The organism is Legionella maioricensis, assembly GCF_023618015.1.
GTDB lineage: Bacteria > Pseudomonadota > Gammaproteobacteria > Legionellales > Legionellaceae > Legionella > Legionella maioricensis.
Map to the genome: position 1 here is coordinate 23711 of NZ_JAJKBJ010000027.1, position 15958 is coordinate 39668.

A 15958-nucleotide genomic window follows, 5' to 3' on the forward strand; every position below is an offset into this window, starting at 1 on the left:
ACCGAGTTTTGCAGAAAGTGGCTAGGTATATACCAAAAAACTGCAATATCATCAATATAATAATTCGCTCATGCAGTACCCTTACGGACGGTAACCTCCACTCACCCTATCATGACCTTGAATGTCTTGCCAACAATGTATGTCCCTATATCCTATCTTATCAAGTATAGCTCTTACACCATTTTTTTGATCATAACCGTGTTCTAATAACAGTAACCCATTAGGCAAAAGATAGTTATAACTACGATTAATAATACATTGTAGATCAGCTAATCCATCTTGACCACTAGCCAGGGCACTTAGTGGTTCAAAACGAAGGTCCCCTTGTTTTAAGTGTGGATCATGTTCTGCTATATAAGGAGGGTTAGATACAATGGCATGATAAGAAACGTCCGGAAGATTATTGAACCAGTCGGAATGATAGAAAGAGACATTGCTTATTCCAAGATCCTGAGCATTTTTTCGGGCCATGTCCAGAGCCTCTATGCTGTAATCACAAGCGGTAATATCCCAGAAGGGCCTCTCTTTTGCCAGCGCTAAAGCAATAGCTCCACTGCCTGTACCTAAATCGAGTACGCGGATGTCTGGTTTATTGGGGAGCAGCTCCAGAGCCAATTCCACCAATCGTTCCGTTTCATGTCTTGGAATCAGCGTATGCTCATTAACTTTTAAGGAAAGTGACCAGAACTCGCGAGTTCCGGTGAGATAAGCAATGGGGATGCCTTGCGCCCGTTGTTCTATTAATTGTTGGTATTGATTCAGTTGCGTTGGGCTTAGCAACTCTTCGGGATGGGCAAAGAGGTAGGCTCTGTTTTTATTTAACAGATGACCTAATAATAATTCGGCTTCCAGGCGTGAATCAGGGGCCAGTTGATCTAATTTTTGCAAGGCTTGTTCTAATGCCGTGCGAATATTAATCATGGCGACCCAATTCAGCAAGCAGTTCTGCGTGATATTCACGCTTTAAAGAATCAATAACTAACGATAAATTACCTTCCATCACGTCATTAAGTTGATAGATAGTCAGGTTAATGCGGTGATCGGTGAGGCGTCCTTGGGGAAAATTATAAGTACGAATGCGTTCGGAACGATCGCCGGTACCAACCAATGATTTTCTTGTTTGCGCCTGTTCTTTTTTTTGTTTGCTTTGTTCTGCATCCAGTAATCGGGTCTTAAGCAAAGACATCGCTTTAGAACGATTTTTATGTTGTGAGCGTTCATCCTGACATTCAACGACTACGCCGGTGGGCAGATGAGTGATACGAATGGCGGAATCCGTTTTGTTAACGTGCTGACCTCCTGCACCAGATGATCTATAAGTATCTATACGTAAATCATCGGGATTAATTTGGATTTCATCAATTTCCTCCACTTCTGGCATGATGGCCACCGTACAAGCAGAGGTATGAACGCGCCCTTGAGATTCTGTTTCGGGGACTCGTTGCACACGATGGGCGCCTGATTCAAATTTTAATTGAGAGTAGACGGCATTACCGCTGATCCGCGCAATGATTTCTTTGTAGCCGCCATGTTCACCGTGACTGGCGCTGATTAATTCCAGTTGCCATCCCTGATTTTCAGCATAACGGCTGTACATACGGTAAAGATCTCCGGCGAAAATAGCCGCTTCATCACCGCCAGTACCGGCCCTTACCTCAAGATAGATATTACGCTCATCATCGGGATCTTTGGGAATGAGGTGCCACTGCAATTGCTCATCCAGTTCATCAATGTGTTTTTTAGCCGCGTCAAGTTCTTCTTCCGCCATGCTGGCTAATTCCTTATCCTCTCCTGCGAGTAATTCCTCAAGTGAGGATAAGTTATTTTTAGCTTCTAAATAGGATTCATAGCAAGTGGCTACTGGTTCCAGTTGAGAATATTCTTTAGATAATGCTTTAAATTGGTTTTGATCAGCAATAACAGAAGCTTCTGATAATAAGCGACCGACTTCCTGGAAGCGTTCCAGCATGTGCTGTAGTTTTAACTCAAGGGATTTCTTCATATGATGGCTGGTTGGTAGTAGTGTTAAAGAGATATTGTGCCAGAGCAAGTAAGTCTTCTCGACCATCCCAGGCTATTTGTCTTAAGCCGGTAGTGGGATTATGAGTCAGCTTATTCACCAGACGCTCGCTAAATTCATTTAAAACGGTTTGTTGGTTTTGACCGGCAGACAGTTTTTTTATTGCTCGTTGTAATTCCAGTTGTGCTAAATCCTGCATTTGATTGCGATAATCGCAGATGACCTCTTTTGCTCTCAAAGAACGATGCCAGCGAATATAATTATCCAGTTCACTTTCGATTAATTGCTCTGCTTGCAAAGCGGCATGTCGTCTTTCATCCATCCCTTTTTCTATCATGATTTGCAAGTCATCGACATTATAGAGATGTACCTGTTCTAATTCGTTTACGTTACTTTCAATATCACGGGGGACTGCTAAATCCAGAAAAAACATAGGCGCATGATTTCGTTGTTGCAAGGCATGTTCAACCAGGCTTTTATTAATAAAAGGAAGAGGGCATGCTGTTGCAGAAATAACCACATCAGCGTGTGATAAGTATTGGGGGATGTCACCAATGGAAAGCGTTTTGCCGTTAAAGGTGTGGGCAAGTTTTTGGGCATTCTCAAGAGTGCGGCTTGCTACCATGAAACGATGCACTCCCTGCTGATGTAAATATTTTGCTACTAGGGAGGCGGTTTCTCCGGAGCCAATCAGAAATACATGCAGTGATTTATAGTTTGAAAATAATTGACCGATTAACTGTACTGCGGCATAGGCAATTGAAACAGGGTTGGTTCCTATACCACTTCGGGTTCTAATTCTTTTAGAGGCACTAAAAATATATTCAAAAACGGGGCGTAATTGAGATTTTACGGTACCCAGACGGCAAGCTTGTTGGTAGGCCTGCTTCATTTGCCCCAGAATTTGGGGTTCACCAATCATCATCGAATCCAGACCACTGGCAACCCGTAAGGTATGCTTAATTCCCTGATGACCTTCGTGAATGTAGATAAAAGGGGAAAGTAATTCTGGCGATAACTGATGTTCGTGAGCCAACCAGCTTGAAAGAATTTGGGGATTGTCAGTATCGCAGTAGATCTCTGTGCGATTGCAGGTCGACAGAATAGCCGCTTCGTTGACTTCTGGCAGGTTAAGCAAGCTCTGGAGCGATGAATCTTGCATAGCAGGAGCTAACGCGACTTTTTCACGCACGTTTATTGGGGCAGTTTTATGATTGAGTCCGCAGGCAACAAACACCATAGAATATGAGTTACTAATTATTTGGTTAATTGGATATTGTAAACGATTAACCGCTAAATTTGTAGAGAATTGGGAAAGTTCATTATCTTACTAAAGTACTTTTTTATTTTACCGACAACTATAGTAACCACTTTTTGCACAGAATGTGTAAATTGACGAGGAGTACCAAATGGATATTATCCTTCAAGGCCAACATAATAGTGATGAAGCGGTTGAAAGTTTGGAACGAGTACTGCAATTATTTAAAGATCGTTACCAAATCAGTGACTATCGCGAAATTCATTTAACTCTTACTTTAGTTGATGAGCACGGCGATGAAGTAGAGTTGGTCGATAGTGAAACGAATCAGCCTTACCGTATTTTCGAAGTATATCGTAAAGGATATGAGTTGACGGGGAGGAAAGGAATTCCTATGCTGCAATTAGTTGTTGATAATACCAAATAGCCCATTAAAAGGAGTTTTCTATGCTGGTGGCGCTTTTAGCCATAATTCTCACGCTCATATTAGTAGTGGGAATTCATGAGGGTGGGCATGCGTTGGTAGCACGCTTCTTTCACGTGAAGATCAAAAAAATCTCAATTGGTTTTGGAAAGCCATTACTCCAATGGCAAAGTAAAAGCGGATGTGACTGGGTATGGGCTATGTGGCCTTTGGGCGGTTATGTTCAGCTACTTAATACACGAATTACTCCTGTAGATCCTAAAGAATATCCCGTTTGTTTTGATAAAAAACCCGTGTGGATTCGAATTCTTATTTTATTGGCTGGGCCCTTGGCTAATCTCATTACGGCATGGCTTGCTTTGGTACTCGTGTTTTACATAGGCATTAATTATAAATTACCGCAAATTCAATCTGTTCAGGCCAACAGTGCTGCTGCTCAGGCAGGAGTTCTTGTCGGAGATCAATTCATCGCTATCGGCGGTTATCCCACGCCATCCTGGCAGGAGGTGGGAATGGAACTGGTGAGTTTATGGGGTAAAAAAGACGTTAAAGTAACGTTGAAACAAACCAATCAACAGTTAAAAGACATCTCTCTTGATTTAAGTCAGATCAAATTCACTGGACGTGAAAAATCTTTATTAGCGAGTATGGGGATTAGCCCTAATTTATCTGCTCCAAATGGCGTGATGCGCTCTTCATCGTTTTTAGAGGCAACGCAACAGGCAAGTACGACGATTGTCCATATGGTTAAATTTTTTATGATGATTTTGAAACAATTATTTAGCGGCGTAATTCCTTTTGCTATCTTATTAGGACCGATAGGGCTGTTTGCGGCTTCCGTTGCTTCTTTGAAGCAGGGGGTAGTTGTATTTATATTTTTTATTGCCAGTTTTAGTTTGGCAGTTGCAGTGGTTAATTTATTTCCTGTTCCAGGCTTGGATGGCGGTTCCATTCTTTATAGTATTATTGAAAAAATTCGCGGTAAGCCCATGTCGGTTGCTTTGGAAGTATTAATCTATCAGTTAATGTTTATTGCCTTTTGCTTGTTATTGGTTCATTTAGTAACTAATGATTTAACGCGTATGTTTCAGTAGAGCGGCCTTCGTCACCCGCGCGATAAAATGTAGCCTGGCTGGAAGCGGTCAGAGTGCATTTAAATAAAATTTGTTTCCGTCTGTTGATTTTTCACCGTTCTGGCGCAGCACCATACATCAACTCTTTGAACGCCGGTTTTTTTTAAGGTATGCGCTAACTCATTGGCAGTACACCCGGTAGTTAACAGATCATCAATGAGGATCACGTGCTGGTAGGGCAGAGGGTTGGTGTGGAAGGCGTGATGCAAATTTTTTTTTCTTTGCTCACTATCCAGACTGGCTTGAGGGGCAGTATTAATTACTTTTTGACAGCTCTTTAAGTCATAAGGCAGATTTAATGTACGAGCTAATCGTTTAGCCAAAACTGCAGCCTGGTTGAACCCGCGTTGTTTTAGTCTTTTGGGGTGCAGAGGAACGGGGATTAAACACTGTGCCGTGATGGCTTGATTTTGTATCGCATGTAGCATGAGTTGGCATAGAAAAGAGCTGAGATAGAGACCATTATAGTATTTAAAATGGTGTAAGAGACTGCGTAAAGGTTCTTCGAACGTATAGTTTATTAAGGCTCTATCAAAATGAGGTGGTTTTTTAATGCATTGACCACAAACTAAATAGGTGGCATCGGGAAGTGGTTGGGCACAATGTTGGCACGCTGGGCCTAATGGCTTAATGAGTTCAATGCAGGAAGTACATACAGCTAAAGCGCTTTTATGAAATTGGTTGCAAAGTATGCAGATTGAAGGCAGACGTAAAGTCTGTGTTATACTGAACAGCATCTGGCGCATGGACGTTGGATTTCCCTATTTAACTTTTTTCCTGGTTGTATGATGGCTGTCAATAATGAAATTAGCAAGGCATTTAATAAACATGCCACCGAATATGAGCTTGTCGCTAAAGTACAGCGAGAAATAGGGGATCGCTTGTTTGAACGGTTACAGTATTTAAAAATTTCGCCAAAACGTATTCTTGATTTAGGTTGTGGGCCTGGCACTTTTTCGCGTGAATTAACTGCAATGTATCCTAAGGCTCAGGTTTTTGGTTTGGATTTTGCCCATGGCATGTTATTAGAGGCAAAGAAAAAACAGAGTTGGCGGCGTAAATGGTCTTTGGTAACCGCTGATATGAAGAATATGCCCTTTGCTACCGGTATGTTTGATCTGGTCTTTGCTAATCAGGTCATTCATTGGGGTAGCCCTCTTGCCCGCGTGTTCCGGGAGTTGAATCGAGTGATGAATGTGAATGGATGCTTGATGTTTACTACCTTGGGACCCGACACGTTTAAGGAACTGAAAGGAGCATGGGCTGGAGTAAATCAACATGCGCATGTTAATGAATTTGTTGACATGCATGATATTGGCGATTGCCTTATGGCAGAGCATTTTTTAGAGCCCGTAATGGATATGGAGTTATTATCGGTTCACTATGAAACCTTGCCCCATTTAATCAAGGCTTTAAAGGCGCAAGGGGTAAGAAATATTCATTCAGCAAGAAATCAGGGATTAACCGGTAAAACGGCATGGCAACAATTTGAAAAAAATTATGCGACAGTGCAAACGGATAAAGGAAAGTATCCACTTACCTATGAAGTAGTTTATGGACATGCCTGGAAGGGCGAGCAAAGAAGAACAGGCAATGGCATAGAAACCTTAATACCCGTTTCGCAAATTCTTAAGAGAAAGGATCGAGCAAGGTAGGTTGGTGCTGAGCATAGCGAAGCCCAACAATGAAATTAGCATTATGGCAGGGCATGTAGTAGGTGACAGGCCCTGCTGTTGGGCTTCGCTACGCTCAGCACCAACCTACGTCTATTGCGCTAATTTGCTGCGCTGTTGTAATTGCTGAGTTAACTCAATCCGTTCTGCTTCGCAAATTCTTAAGAGAAAGGATCGAGCAAGGTAGGTTGGCGCTGAGCGTAGCGAAGCCCAACAATGAAATTAGCATCATGGCAGGACATGTAGTAGGTGACAGGCTCTGCTGTTGGACTTCGCTACGCTCAGCACCAACCTACGTCTATTGCGCTAATTTGCTGCGCTGTTGTAATTGCTGGGTTAACTCAATCCGTTCTGCTTCGTAAATTCTTAAGAGAAAGGATCGAGCAAGGTAGGTTGGTGCTGAGCATAGCGAAGCCCAACAATGAAATTAGCATTATGGCAGGGCATGTAGTAGGTGACAGGCCCTGCTGTTGGGCTTCGCAGCGCTCAGCACCAACCTACGTCTATTGCGCTAATTTGCTGCGCTGTTGTAATTGCTGGGTTAACTCAATCAGGGCCGTGGCTTTTTTATCAAATATCTTCAATGCATCAATGGCGATTTGATAGTGTATGGCAATTTCTTCTTCTAATTGACGTTGGCTAAACAGAGTCGCGAAAGTAGTTTTTTCATTGGCTAAATCAGACGATCGGCCTTTGCCCAATATATTGGCTGGCGCGTAGCGATCCAAATAATCATCTTGCATTTGAAATACCAGACCTATATGTCTGGCATAGGTTCTAAACGCTATTTGCGTGGGTTCATTGATGGATGTCTGAGCCGCTAAAACCATTTCAAAACAAGCCAGGATCAATCGACCGGTTTTAAGTAAATGAATTTCTCTTAATTGTTCTTCAGTAACGGATGATTTTGCCAATTCAGATAAATCAAGGCTCTGCCCGCTTACCATGCCGCTTACTCCACTGGCTTGTACCAGGACTTGAGTAATGGCTATTACTTGAGAGGCATTCAGTAAAGGAGATAAACGGGTTAGTAAAACTTCAATAGCCAGGGCCTGCATTCCATCACCTACCAAAATGGCGGTTGCCTCATCATAAGCCTTATGACAGCTCGGTTTTCCGCGGCGTAAATCATCGTCATCCATAGCGGGAAGGTCATCATGAATTAAGGAGTAGCAGTGGGTTAATTCCAAAGCGGCTGCAATGACATCAAGTACCTGGAGATTGACGTTAATCAATTCACCGGCCAAATATACTAAAATCGGTCTGAGTCTTTTTCCACCAGGAAATAAAGAGTAATGCATGGCCGCGCGAATTTGGCTGGCGGGAATCAGGGTTTCGTTGAGCATCTGCTCAAGGAAGGTCTCGTGGCGTTGGGTATAAATTTCAATCACTTGCTTGTTCATCCGATTGGGGTTCAGAAGGTGCATGGGCGGCAGTAAGTGTTTCTATTTTTTGTTCTGCCTGATTCAAAACATCCTGGCAACGTCTGGCCAAACCAATGCCTTTTTCAAATTGTTTGAGCGAATCTTCAAGGGTTAATTCCCCTTTTTCCAATTGCTTCACAATTTCTTCCAGTTCCGTTATCGATTGTTCGAAATGAATGCCTTTGCTCATCAGGTTGCTCTGATCCCATGAAATGTTGTGATTATACTGGGTTAGCATCAGGATTCAACTTGATTGCTTTAAATGAACTGTTTTGGGGTAATACAAGAACTATATTTAAATTTGACTGAAGATAATGTAGATAGATTATAAAAAGAAAGGACAAACTTGCTACATTAAATGAAGAACTTTAATGTAGCGAGTTTGCTTTAGATGGCTGTTATATATTTGCCGCTGGATTTTGATCAGGAGTTTCATCTTCGTCCGCTTGCAACTCTTGACCAGTTTCCGTAACTGCTTGGCCCGATTTAGAACTGGTGTTGAAGAATGTAGCATTAGAGCCTAATTTTTGAGCGCCGGCAATAAATACGTTAGCGATAGATTTCAACATATTTTTGAGGTATTCGCCCCAACCCAAATCTTTTTCCAAGGCGGGCATAACAGACATTATTGTAGCGGAGCATAGTTCTTTGAAGTCGTCTGTTGCTTCTTTCCTACTCTTTTGACCGGACTTTAATTCAACCTCAAGAGTAGTAAGACCTTTCATTAATGTGTTATGCAAATTCACCGCTTGAGCACGAGCTTCGGGATGATGTTGGCCTATTCCTTCTATTTTTAGCGCCAAATTATCCAATATTCGTTCAACTCTTTTTATGACGGCCTCTCTTTTTTGAGCTTCTTCAAGTATCGCAGAGGCTATTTCTGTTGCTTGCTCTTTAGCTGCGAAGGCTGAGTCTTGTTGTTCTACTTGTTGTTTTGCGACCCCTTCAATCAGCGCAGAGGCTATTTCTGTTGCTTGCTCTTTAGCTGCGAAGGCTTCATCTTGCTGCATTTGTATTTCTTTCTTTCTTTCATTTTCTAATGCATCCCTCTTATTGATCTTCTCTAGCTGTTCAGCTATTTTATCGACATTCTCACGTGTAATAGGAGGAGTACCTACATAACCTTGGAACTCACCGAATTTTTCGTCTTCGACCGCCTGTTTCATTCCTTCAGCAAGTTTTTTTGCTACAGCTTTTTGCTGTTCTTCTTGAGGATGAGTATTTTTTTGGTTCAGCTCACGCTCAAGATTATCCCTTACAGACAGGATTTTTTCTTCATAAAGTGCACGCACTTCGTCTACTAAATCGTCCACTGCTTTAATATGTCCAACTCGACCAATATTATATACAGACGACAACTTTCCCATTTTATCATGGTACTCACCATTGACTTCCTGAATTATGCGATGCTTTTGATAAAGTCCTTTCACTTTTTCTGCCTTAGCTAACTTTTCTACCATACTATTCTTAAGGTCAGTTAGATATTTAACTGCACCAGCTTCAGCTGGATCTTTTTTAACTTCTGGATTTTTAGCTTGCTCTTTCATTTCTTTTTTATTAACTTTTTTGGTGGCATGAGTCGCTTGTTTATGTTTTGTTTTTGGCATGATGGCTTCCTCTGGTTTTGATTGCAAAAAATTCTCATAGTTTAATAATAAACCATAAATATTAAGGAATTATTAACATATAAAAAATAATGGCACTTTCTTGAGAGGGATAATTCAGAAACGAAGACTTATTAAATTATTCAGGTAATTCGTTTAATGATCAGTTATTCTATCTCTATTGATTGAGAATGGATGTAAGGTTCGAGTAATGAAAACAAAAACCCAATTTGTATGCAGCCAGTGTGCGGCAGTCTTTAAACAATGGGCAGGACAATGCACGCAGTGCGGTGCATGGAATTCAGTTTCTGAAGAAGGAGTTGTCGCTGCTAGTCGTACTTCGCGGAGCGGGCAGTGGGCTAATCAACGTTCTATGATTACTGCTGTTGAAGATGTGGTCATGGATAAAGAACTGCGCATGGACTGTGGTTTATCTGAATTAAACCGGGTTTTAGGCGGTGGTTTGGTTTACGGTTCGGTTGTCTTAATTGGTGGGGATCCAGGGATTGGTAAGTCAACCTTATTATTACAAACTCTGGCCAATTTATCGATGCAAGAGACGGTTCTCTATGTAACTGGTGAAGAATCTTTGCAGCAAGTTGCCATGCGTGCGCAACGTTTGGGATTGCCTTTAGCAGGATTAAGACTCTTGGCTGAAACGCAAGTGGAGTCTATTATTGCCCATGCTCAGAAAGAAAAACCAAGAATTATAGTAGTTGACTCAGTACAAACTATTTTTACTGAAACCCTAAACTCGGCGCCAGGGGGAGTCAGTCAAGTGCGCGAGTCGGCGGCCCAATTAGTTCGTTTTGCCAAAATGACGCAAACAGCCGTATTTTTAGTGGGGCATGTGACCAAAGAAGGGACTTTGGCGGGGCCTCGAGTTTTGGAACATATGGTGGATAGTGTGCTCTATTTTGAAGGACAAAGCGACAGTCGTTTCAGGGTGATTCGAGCGATTAAAAATCGTTTTGGCGCGGTGAATGAGTTAGGTGTATTTGCTATGACGGATAGGGGATTAAAGGAGGTCTCTAATCCATCAGCCATTTTTTTATCCCGTCAACCAGAACCAACCCCTGGAAGTGCGGTGATGGTAACCTGGGAGGGATCGCGCCCGATGTTAGTGGAAGTACAAGCTTTAGTCGATGAGGCTCATGGGCAACAGACGAAACGAGTAACCGCTGGTCTTGAGCATAATCGTTTAGCCATTTTATTGGCGGTATTGCATCGTCATGGCGGCATTGCCACTTATGATCAAGATGTTTTTATAAATGTGGTAGGTGGGGTAAAAGTCACCGAGACCGGCAGTGATTTGGCATTACTCGCCGCAGTAGTTTCCAGCTTACGCAATCGAGTATTTGACAGTGAAACCATTATTTTTGGTGAGGTAGGTCTGGCTGGAGAAATAAGACCCGTGCAAAGTGGGCAGGAGCGGATTAAAGAAGCGGTGAAACACGGGTTTAAGCGAGCTATAGTCCCTTTTGCTAATGCTCCCAAGCAGCAAGGGGATTCTTCTATGATAATAGAACCGGTCAAGCATTTACGCGAAGTTTTGGAGAAGATGTGATTGGTGATAATGAAAGGACGTCTAAAATGCGATTGGATAGTGAGCTGGTCGCTCTGTTTCAGCATAATGGCGCATTGTGCATTCGCGGTTTACTAAGCGCTAAAGAAATAGATATTTTACGCCAGGGAATAGAACTTAATTTATCTTCTTTAAGTTCACGTGCTAAAGTGGCCAGTGGGGCTGATGATCCCGGTTATTTTGTTGAGGATTTTTGTACCTGGCAACACAATCCCTTTTATCAAAAAATTATATTCGAAACGGAACTGGCTTCCGTGGCTGCCCAATTAACCCAGAGTCAAAAAGTACGGTTATATCACGATCATCTTTTGGTTAAAGAGCCCGGAACGCGTCAAATTACTCCCTGGCATCAGGATCAGCCTTATTATAATGTTGCCGGGAAACAAAATTGCAGTTTTTGGATCCCGGTAGATCCGGTAAGCAGAGCTTCGACTTTGGAATTTATTGCCGGATCACATTTAGGTCCCTGGCTAATGCCCAGATCGTTTATGGATCAGCAAGCCAAGTGGTTTCCTGAAGGCAGTTTGCAGGAATTACCGAATATAGAAAATGCCAGAGAAGATTTTTCTATACTAGGGTGGGAATTAGAACCTGGTGATGTGGTGTGTTTCCACATGCTGACCTTACATATGGCAAAAGGAGTAGAAGGGCCACATCGACGGCGCGCATTCTCGGTTCGCTTTTTGGGAGATGACATGACCCATGCCCCCCGACTCTGGGTCACCTCACCTGATTTTCCGGGACTGGCAGATGAGTTGCCTTCAGGTGCCAGCATGGATCATCCTTTGTTTCCTGTAGTTGAAATTAAATAATAAGTAAGTGGATGCTACCTTTATAGGATCCTCTTGATCTTTAGTTCATCTACGCGATCTTGAGTTGATCTACGGGCTCTTGATTTCATCTACGTCATCTCGAGCGTTAGCGAGAGATCTTCGATGTATATTCCGTACTGCATTCAGGAGATCTCTCGCTAACGCTCGAGATGACGGGATGTGCTCGAGATGACGGGATGTGCTCGAGATGACGAGGGTACGTGTCGATAGCTTAGTAGCAAAATCACCAGTCTTGACTAAACTTATACTATAAAAATACAAATGTGAGTCTATTATGGATATAACTCCATTTTTTAAACTGATGGTAGAAAAAGGGGCTTCAGATTTATTCTTCAGTGTGGGGGCACCGCCTAATATTAAAATTGAAGGCATCACATCTCCTATAGGACAAGCTCCTGTTAAACCACAACAAATGTCAGAAATTGTGATGTCTATCCTGAGTGATGAGCAACAAAAAGAGTTTGGTGCCAATATGGAACTGAATATGGCTTTTTCATTAATGGGAGTGGGGCGCTTCAGGATTAATGTCTTCAGACAACGCGGCGAAATAGCAATGGTTGTTCGCTATATAAAGGGAGTTATACCTTCCATAGAAGAATTAAAACTGCCTAAAATTTTAAAATCGATCATGATGGAAATACGTGGTTTGGTTTTGGTGGTTGGTTCTACGGGCTCAGGTAAATCCACCACTCTTGCGTCTATGATTGATTATCGTAATGAGAGTTATAGAGGACATATTTTAACCATTGAAGACCCTATTGAATACATCCATCAACATAAAAAATCCATAGTCGATCAGCGTGAAATAGGCATAGATACTTTAAATTACGAAAACGCATTAACCAATGCGATGCGTGAGGCTCCTGATGTTATTTTAATTGGAGAAATTCGTGAGCGTAACACAATGAAACACGCGATTGCATATGCTGAAACGGGACATTTATGTATTTCTACTCTTCATGCGAATAATGCGAATCAAACTATGGATCGAATAATTAACTTTTTTCCTGAAGACGCGAAACGGCAGTTATTAACGGATTTGTCTTTGAATTTACGCGCCATTATTTCTTTACGATTAATACCGGGGATCTCCAGTCAACGGGTACCTGCAGTGGAGGTTTTATTAAATACCCCTTATATTTCTGATTTAATTGATAAAGGGAAAGTAGATGAGATTAAGGAGGTTATGGCGAGAAGTAATGAACAGGGAATGCAAACTTTTGATCAGGCTCTGTTAGCCTTATATAAGGAAGGTAAAATATCTAAAGAAAATGCTATTAAGTACGCCGATTCTAAAAACAATGTTGGTTTACAAATTCGTCTCAATGAAGAACATGGCTTTGATGATAAAAATGAAAATTTAACCATCCAGCCTGATGATATTGATAAACTTTAAATTAATGACAGGTTAGAGTTTCTTTGATTTTTTTGCTCATTATGATAAAATAATATACTTATTTTTTTATATGACTGTTATGGCTTGGCTTTATAACATAGCTGATATTGCGTTGGGAGAATCCACCCACTATGGGCATGAAGCTTATATTGATGCAGTTTATACCCCTCCAGATGCTTATGATAAGCCGTGCAAAGTAATATTTAAAAGAAACAAATACGGCAGAGCACAACTTTCTCGTTTTGAAGTGGCGTTTACTCAATTAGCTCAATTATTTTTAGCCAAAGGTACCACCTCTACTCAGCGATTAGTTGTTGATGATTCTCTTAATGTACTGGGGATGGTTACTGAACATCTTTGTTATGTTATAGAGAAAAAAGAAGGGTTAAGCCAAACTTTTTTTACTTTAGACAACCCGCACATCAATTCTAATTGCACCGTAAAAACGGTCACTCAGGCAGAGGAAATACCCTATTATTTTTTAGATAAATTACCGCAAGGTTTTTTTGCAAATTTATTAAAAGCAGAACAAGAAAATATTCTGAGCATTGATTACTCTTCTTTGGCCAGCATTTTAGCCAGCTCTTATACTCTGGAAGAAGATGATTTGCATAAAGGCAATTTTGGCTTTTACCTTGTAGAAAAGGACGGCAAACCACACGCCATTTTTTTTAAAATTGATCATGATTTAATGTTTATTGATAGCATCATGTCGTTTAAAACGCGGCGTTTTTTTCATTGGATGCATAATGACCGTGCTTTTGATGTTGTGGCTGAAGATTTATTGAATTTTCCTTTTTTAGCCCATTCATCTAATTTTTACTGGCCAACGAAGTATAGTTACATCGCCAAGCCTTGGTCTAATAAAGACTATCATAGTGTTGAAGAAATTGAGGCTTTTACTCTTTTAGGAGAAAACCCTGAATTTAAAAAAGCAAAATGGATGGCCTTTTACAAGCATATTTTGTTGCCAGCAGAACTTATAGGATTAAGCTTAAAAGAGTGTCTTGATGAACATAATTCTAAAGACAGAGCTAAAATGGCGGTAATGACACAAGCAACCGTTGCTCGCCAGGCGCGATTAAGAGCAGTGTTATTTTCAATAAAGGAATTCCGCGATTTTGTTAGTAATTTAAAACAGGAAGAACACGAGTTGCTCTTAAATGAACTAAGAGAATCAACTCCCCAGGCAAAGATTCCAGGACATGTAATCAATGCGCTTTCTTCCTATCAGCAATTAGCTCAATCAGAACAAGGATTTGAAGAAGGCGATACCCCTTTACACATTGCCATTAGGTTTGGTGATTATCGCTATGAAGAAACCCTACACATGTTTGGGCATTTCATTAATAAAAAAAATAACGCCGGAAAAACCCCTTTGGATGTGGCTATGGAAATGGCAGCAACCGCAGAAGAGCACCCTGAAGATATTCGTAAAGATGTTCGTTTTACTATGAGGCATTTATTAGAAAATGGGGCAAAACAAAGTCCATTGTTTCAGCAATATAATATGGATGCACGAATTGAATCTTATCAATTTCAGACTGCTTATATTAGTTTGGTAACCCGGGCCAAATCATATCAACAGTTTAAAGATATTCTTCGGGATATAGGTGAAGATCATCGTTTTTGTCTGAAATTTCAAAAGAATATAGCCATTGATTGCATTGCTCGATTTATTCAAGTCAATCAAAATCATCCTGCTCTGCAGAATATGTTGCTTCAATTAAAAAAAGATTTGAATGGTGACTCCACTCCATATGAATGCGCAGGCCTGAAATACATCCGTCAATTGCGAAGTAAGTTATGGATTATTCGTCAAATTAGAGGTTTGTATGGCAGGACGTCTACTTTAAGTAAAATTAACGATATGGTTGATGAAGAGTTGGAGCGAATCAAAGCCAAAGAGCCGAATTGTTTTTCGTTTTTTAGTTCTGGTACAGATTTAGAAGAGAGTAATGAAGAGGGTTCATACGCCACAGAGCTAACTTCTATACCTTGTATAACCTGTGCTTGATGACCGTAGGTTGGTGCTGAGCTTAGCGAAGCCCAACAGCTAACTTCTATACCTTATATAACCTGTGCTTGATGACGTAGGTTGGTGCTGAGCCTAGCGAAGCCCAACAGCAGAACTATCACCTACTCCATGTCAAGATAATGCCACGATTCTAATTTCATTGTTGGGCTTCGCTAGGCTCAGCGCCAACCTACATATTAACTTTGCCTATCCTACTCTCGCCTTTATAACCGTCGCATAAAGGACCTGACCGTTCACGGGCTACATACGCTGTGAACGGTTAAACGGTTACTAAAGGATTACAGGTAATGAGATTATATTTTTATGGTATAAAATTGTTATCGGTTTCAATCTCTTCATGTTCGTTTTCTATCTGTGCGTCTAAAATTTTCTGGATTCCAGCCGCGGTTTTACTGCCTTCCGTCCTTTCCAGAGGGAAGAAATTTGCCCGACTAGTTCCGGTTTTAATCACGGCATTAACAACCGTTTTCAACATATTTTTGAGGTATTCGTCTCATCCCTACGTGCTGCGACTTGTTCGCGGCATCCAGAAATCAAGTATCAGACTGGATCCTGCGGACAAGCCGCAGG

The 15958-nt window shown here is 41.3% G+C and carries 14 protein-coding genes; 7 read left to right on the forward strand and 7 right to left on the reverse strand.

Going from position 1 to position 15958, the window contains the following annotated elements:
• Positions 1–81 precede the first annotated feature (81 nt).
• Genes prmC through hemA form a run of 3 tightly spaced genes read right to left on the reverse strand, consistent with a single transcriptional unit; the run spans position 82 to position 3260 of the window.
• Positions 82–921 (reverse strand): peptide chain release factor N(5)-glutamine methyltransferase, encoded by an 840-nt coding sequence (gene prmC, locus LOX96_RS15430; RefSeq protein ID WP_250424110.1) that lies wholly within the window; start codon positions 919–921, stop codon positions 82–84.
• Positions 914–2002, reverse strand: a complete 1089-nt coding sequence (gene prfA / locus LOX96_RS15435; protein ID WP_250424108.1) for a peptide chain release factor 1 — start codon at positions 2000–2002, stop codon at positions 914–916. The genes prmC and prfA overlap by 8 nt, the downstream gene beginning before the upstream one ends.
• A complete protein-coding gene (gene hemA, locus LOX96_RS15440) occupies positions 1986–3260 on the reverse strand; it encodes a glutamyl-tRNA reductase (RefSeq protein ID WP_250424106.1) in 1275 nt (424 codons plus the stop codon). Before hemA ends, prfA begins: the two co-directional genes overlap by 17 nt.
• Before the next feature lie 169 nt (positions 3261–3429).
• Between hemA and LOX96_RS15445 the strand changes: the two genes are divergently transcribed.
• Both LOX96_RS15445 and LOX96_RS15450 read left to right on the forward strand, forming a co-directional pair.
• A complete protein-coding gene (locus tag LOX96_RS15445) occupies positions 3430–3705 on the forward strand; it encodes a hypothetical protein (protein WP_250424104.1) in 276 nt (91 codons plus the stop codon).
• Between the two features lie 20 nt (positions 3706–3725).
• Positions 3726–4796, forward strand: coding sequence for a M50 family metallopeptidase (locus LOX96_RS15450; RefSeq protein WP_250424102.1), 1071 nt, complete (start codon positions 3726–3728; stop codon positions 4794–4796).
• Positions 4797–4855: 59 nt separating this feature from the next.
• Here LOX96_RS15450 and LOX96_RS15455 read toward each other — a convergent pair whose 3' ends face one another.
• Positions 4856–5581, reverse strand: a complete 726-nt coding sequence (locus tag LOX96_RS15455; RefSeq protein WP_250424100.1) for a ComFC family protein — start codon at positions 5579–5581, stop codon at positions 4856–4858.
• A 42-nt stretch (positions 5582–5623) separates the two neighbouring features.
• Here LOX96_RS15455 and bioC point away from each other — a divergent pair, with 42 nt between their 5' ends.
• Positions 5624–6490, forward strand: coding sequence for a malonyl-ACP O-methyltransferase BioC (gene bioC / locus LOX96_RS15460; RefSeq protein ID WP_250424165.1), 867 nt, complete (start codon positions 5624–5626; stop codon positions 6488–6490).
• A gap of 521 nt (positions 6491–7011) precedes the next feature.
• On the opposite strand, the gene LOX96_RS15465 is transcribed toward bioC, so the two are convergent.
• From LOX96_RS15465 to LOX96_RS15475, 3 genes are all read right to left on the reverse strand, one after another.
• Positions 7012–7911, reverse strand: a complete 900-nt coding sequence (locus LOX96_RS15465) for a polyprenyl synthetase family protein (RefSeq protein WP_250424098.1) — start codon at positions 7909–7911, stop codon at positions 7012–7014.
• On the reverse strand, positions 7892–8122 hold the full coding sequence (locus tag LOX96_RS15470) for an exodeoxyribonuclease VII small subunit (protein ID WP_250424096.1): 231 nt from the start codon (positions 8120–8122) through the stop codon (positions 7892–7894). Before LOX96_RS15470 ends, LOX96_RS15465 begins: the two co-directional genes overlap by 20 nt.
• A 208-nt stretch (positions 8123–8330) precedes the next feature.
• Complete coding sequence (locus LOX96_RS15475) at positions 8331–9539, reverse strand: hypothetical protein (RefSeq protein ID WP_250424094.1); 1209 nt, start codon at positions 9537–9539, stop codon at positions 8331–8333.
• A 208-nt stretch (positions 9540–9747) separates the two neighbouring features.
• Between LOX96_RS15475 and radA the strand changes: the two genes are divergently transcribed.
• From radA to ankK, 4 genes are all read left to right on the forward strand, one after another.
• Positions 9748–11103: a DNA repair protein RadA gene (radA, locus tag LOX96_RS15480; protein ID WP_250424092.1), complete on the forward strand. Its 1356-nt coding sequence runs from the start codon at positions 9748–9750 to the stop codon at positions 11101–11103.
• 26 nt (positions 11104–11129) lie between these two features.
• On the forward strand, positions 11130–11933 hold the full coding sequence (locus tag LOX96_RS15485) for a phytanoyl-CoA dioxygenase family protein (RefSeq protein ID WP_250424090.1): 804 nt from the start codon (positions 11130–11132) through the stop codon (positions 11931–11933).
• A gap of 295 nt (positions 11934–12228) precedes the next feature.
• Complete coding sequence (locus LOX96_RS15490; RefSeq protein ID WP_250424088.1) at positions 12229–13350, forward strand: PilT/PilU family type 4a pilus ATPase; 1122 nt, start codon at positions 12229–12231, stop codon at positions 13348–13350.
• A gap of 79 nt (positions 13351–13429) precedes the next feature.
• Positions 13430–15367: a Dot/Icm T4SS effector AnkK/LegA5 gene (gene ankK, locus LOX96_RS15495; protein ID WP_250424079.1), complete on the forward strand. Its 1938-nt coding sequence runs from the start codon at positions 13430–13432 to the stop codon at positions 15365–15367.
• The last annotated feature ends 591 nt before the right edge of the window (positions 15368–15958 follow it).

What these genes read in the sequence shown, in the direction of transcription:
- prfA (WP_250424108.1), bottom strand. Translation starts at nt 2,002, where the DNA reads ATGAAGAAATCCCTTGAGTTAAAACTACAGCACATGCTGGAACGCTTC.
- bioC (WP_250424165.1), top strand. Translation starts at nt 5,624, where the DNA reads ATGGCTGTCAATAATGAAATTAGCAAGGCATTTAATAAACATGCCACC.
- LOX96_RS15455 (WP_250424100.1), bottom strand. Translation starts at nt 5,581, where the DNA reads ATGCGCCAGATGCTGTTCAGTATAACACAGACTTTACGTCTGCCTTCA.
- LOX96_RS15485 (WP_250424090.1), top strand. Translation starts at nt 11,130, where the DNA reads ATGCGATTGGATAGTGAGCTGGTCGCTCTGTTTCAGCATAATGGCGCA.
- LOX96_RS15465 (WP_250424098.1), bottom strand. Translation starts at nt 7,911, where the DNA reads ATGAACAAGCAAGTGATTGAAATTTATACCCAACGCCACGAGACCTTC.
- LOX96_RS15445 (WP_250424104.1), top strand. Translation starts at nt 3,430, where the DNA reads ATGGATATTATCCTTCAAGGCCAACATAATAGTGATGAAGCGGTTGAA.
- LOX96_RS15450 (WP_250424102.1), top strand. Translation starts at nt 3,726, where the DNA reads ATGCTGGTGGCGCTTTTAGCCATAATTCTCACGCTCATATTAGTAGTG.
- ankK (WP_250424079.1), top strand. Translation starts at nt 13,430, where the DNA reads ATGGCTTGGCTTTATAACATAGCTGATATTGCGTTGGGAGAATCCACC.
- prmC (WP_250424110.1), bottom strand. Translation starts at nt 921, where the DNA reads ATGATTAATATTCGCACGGCATTAGAACAAGCCTTGCAAAAATTAGAT.
- LOX96_RS15475 (WP_250424094.1), bottom strand. Translation starts at nt 9,539, where the DNA reads ATGCCAAAAACAAAACATAAACAAGCGACTCATGCCACCAAAAAAGTT.
- LOX96_RS15470 (WP_250424096.1), bottom strand. Translation starts at nt 8,122, where the DNA reads ATGAGCAAAGGCATTCATTTCGAACAATCGATAACGGAACTGGAAGAA.
- radA (WP_250424092.1), top strand. Translation starts at nt 9,748, where the DNA reads ATGAAAACAAAAACCCAATTTGTATGCAGCCAGTGTGCGGCAGTCTTT.
- LOX96_RS15490 (WP_250424088.1), top strand. Translation starts at nt 12,229, where the DNA reads ATGGATATAACTCCATTTTTTAAACTGATGGTAGAAAAAGGGGCTTCA.
- hemA (WP_250424106.1), bottom strand. Translation starts at nt 3,260, where the DNA reads ATGGTGTTTGTTGCCTGCGGACTCAATCATAAAACTGCCCCAATAAAC.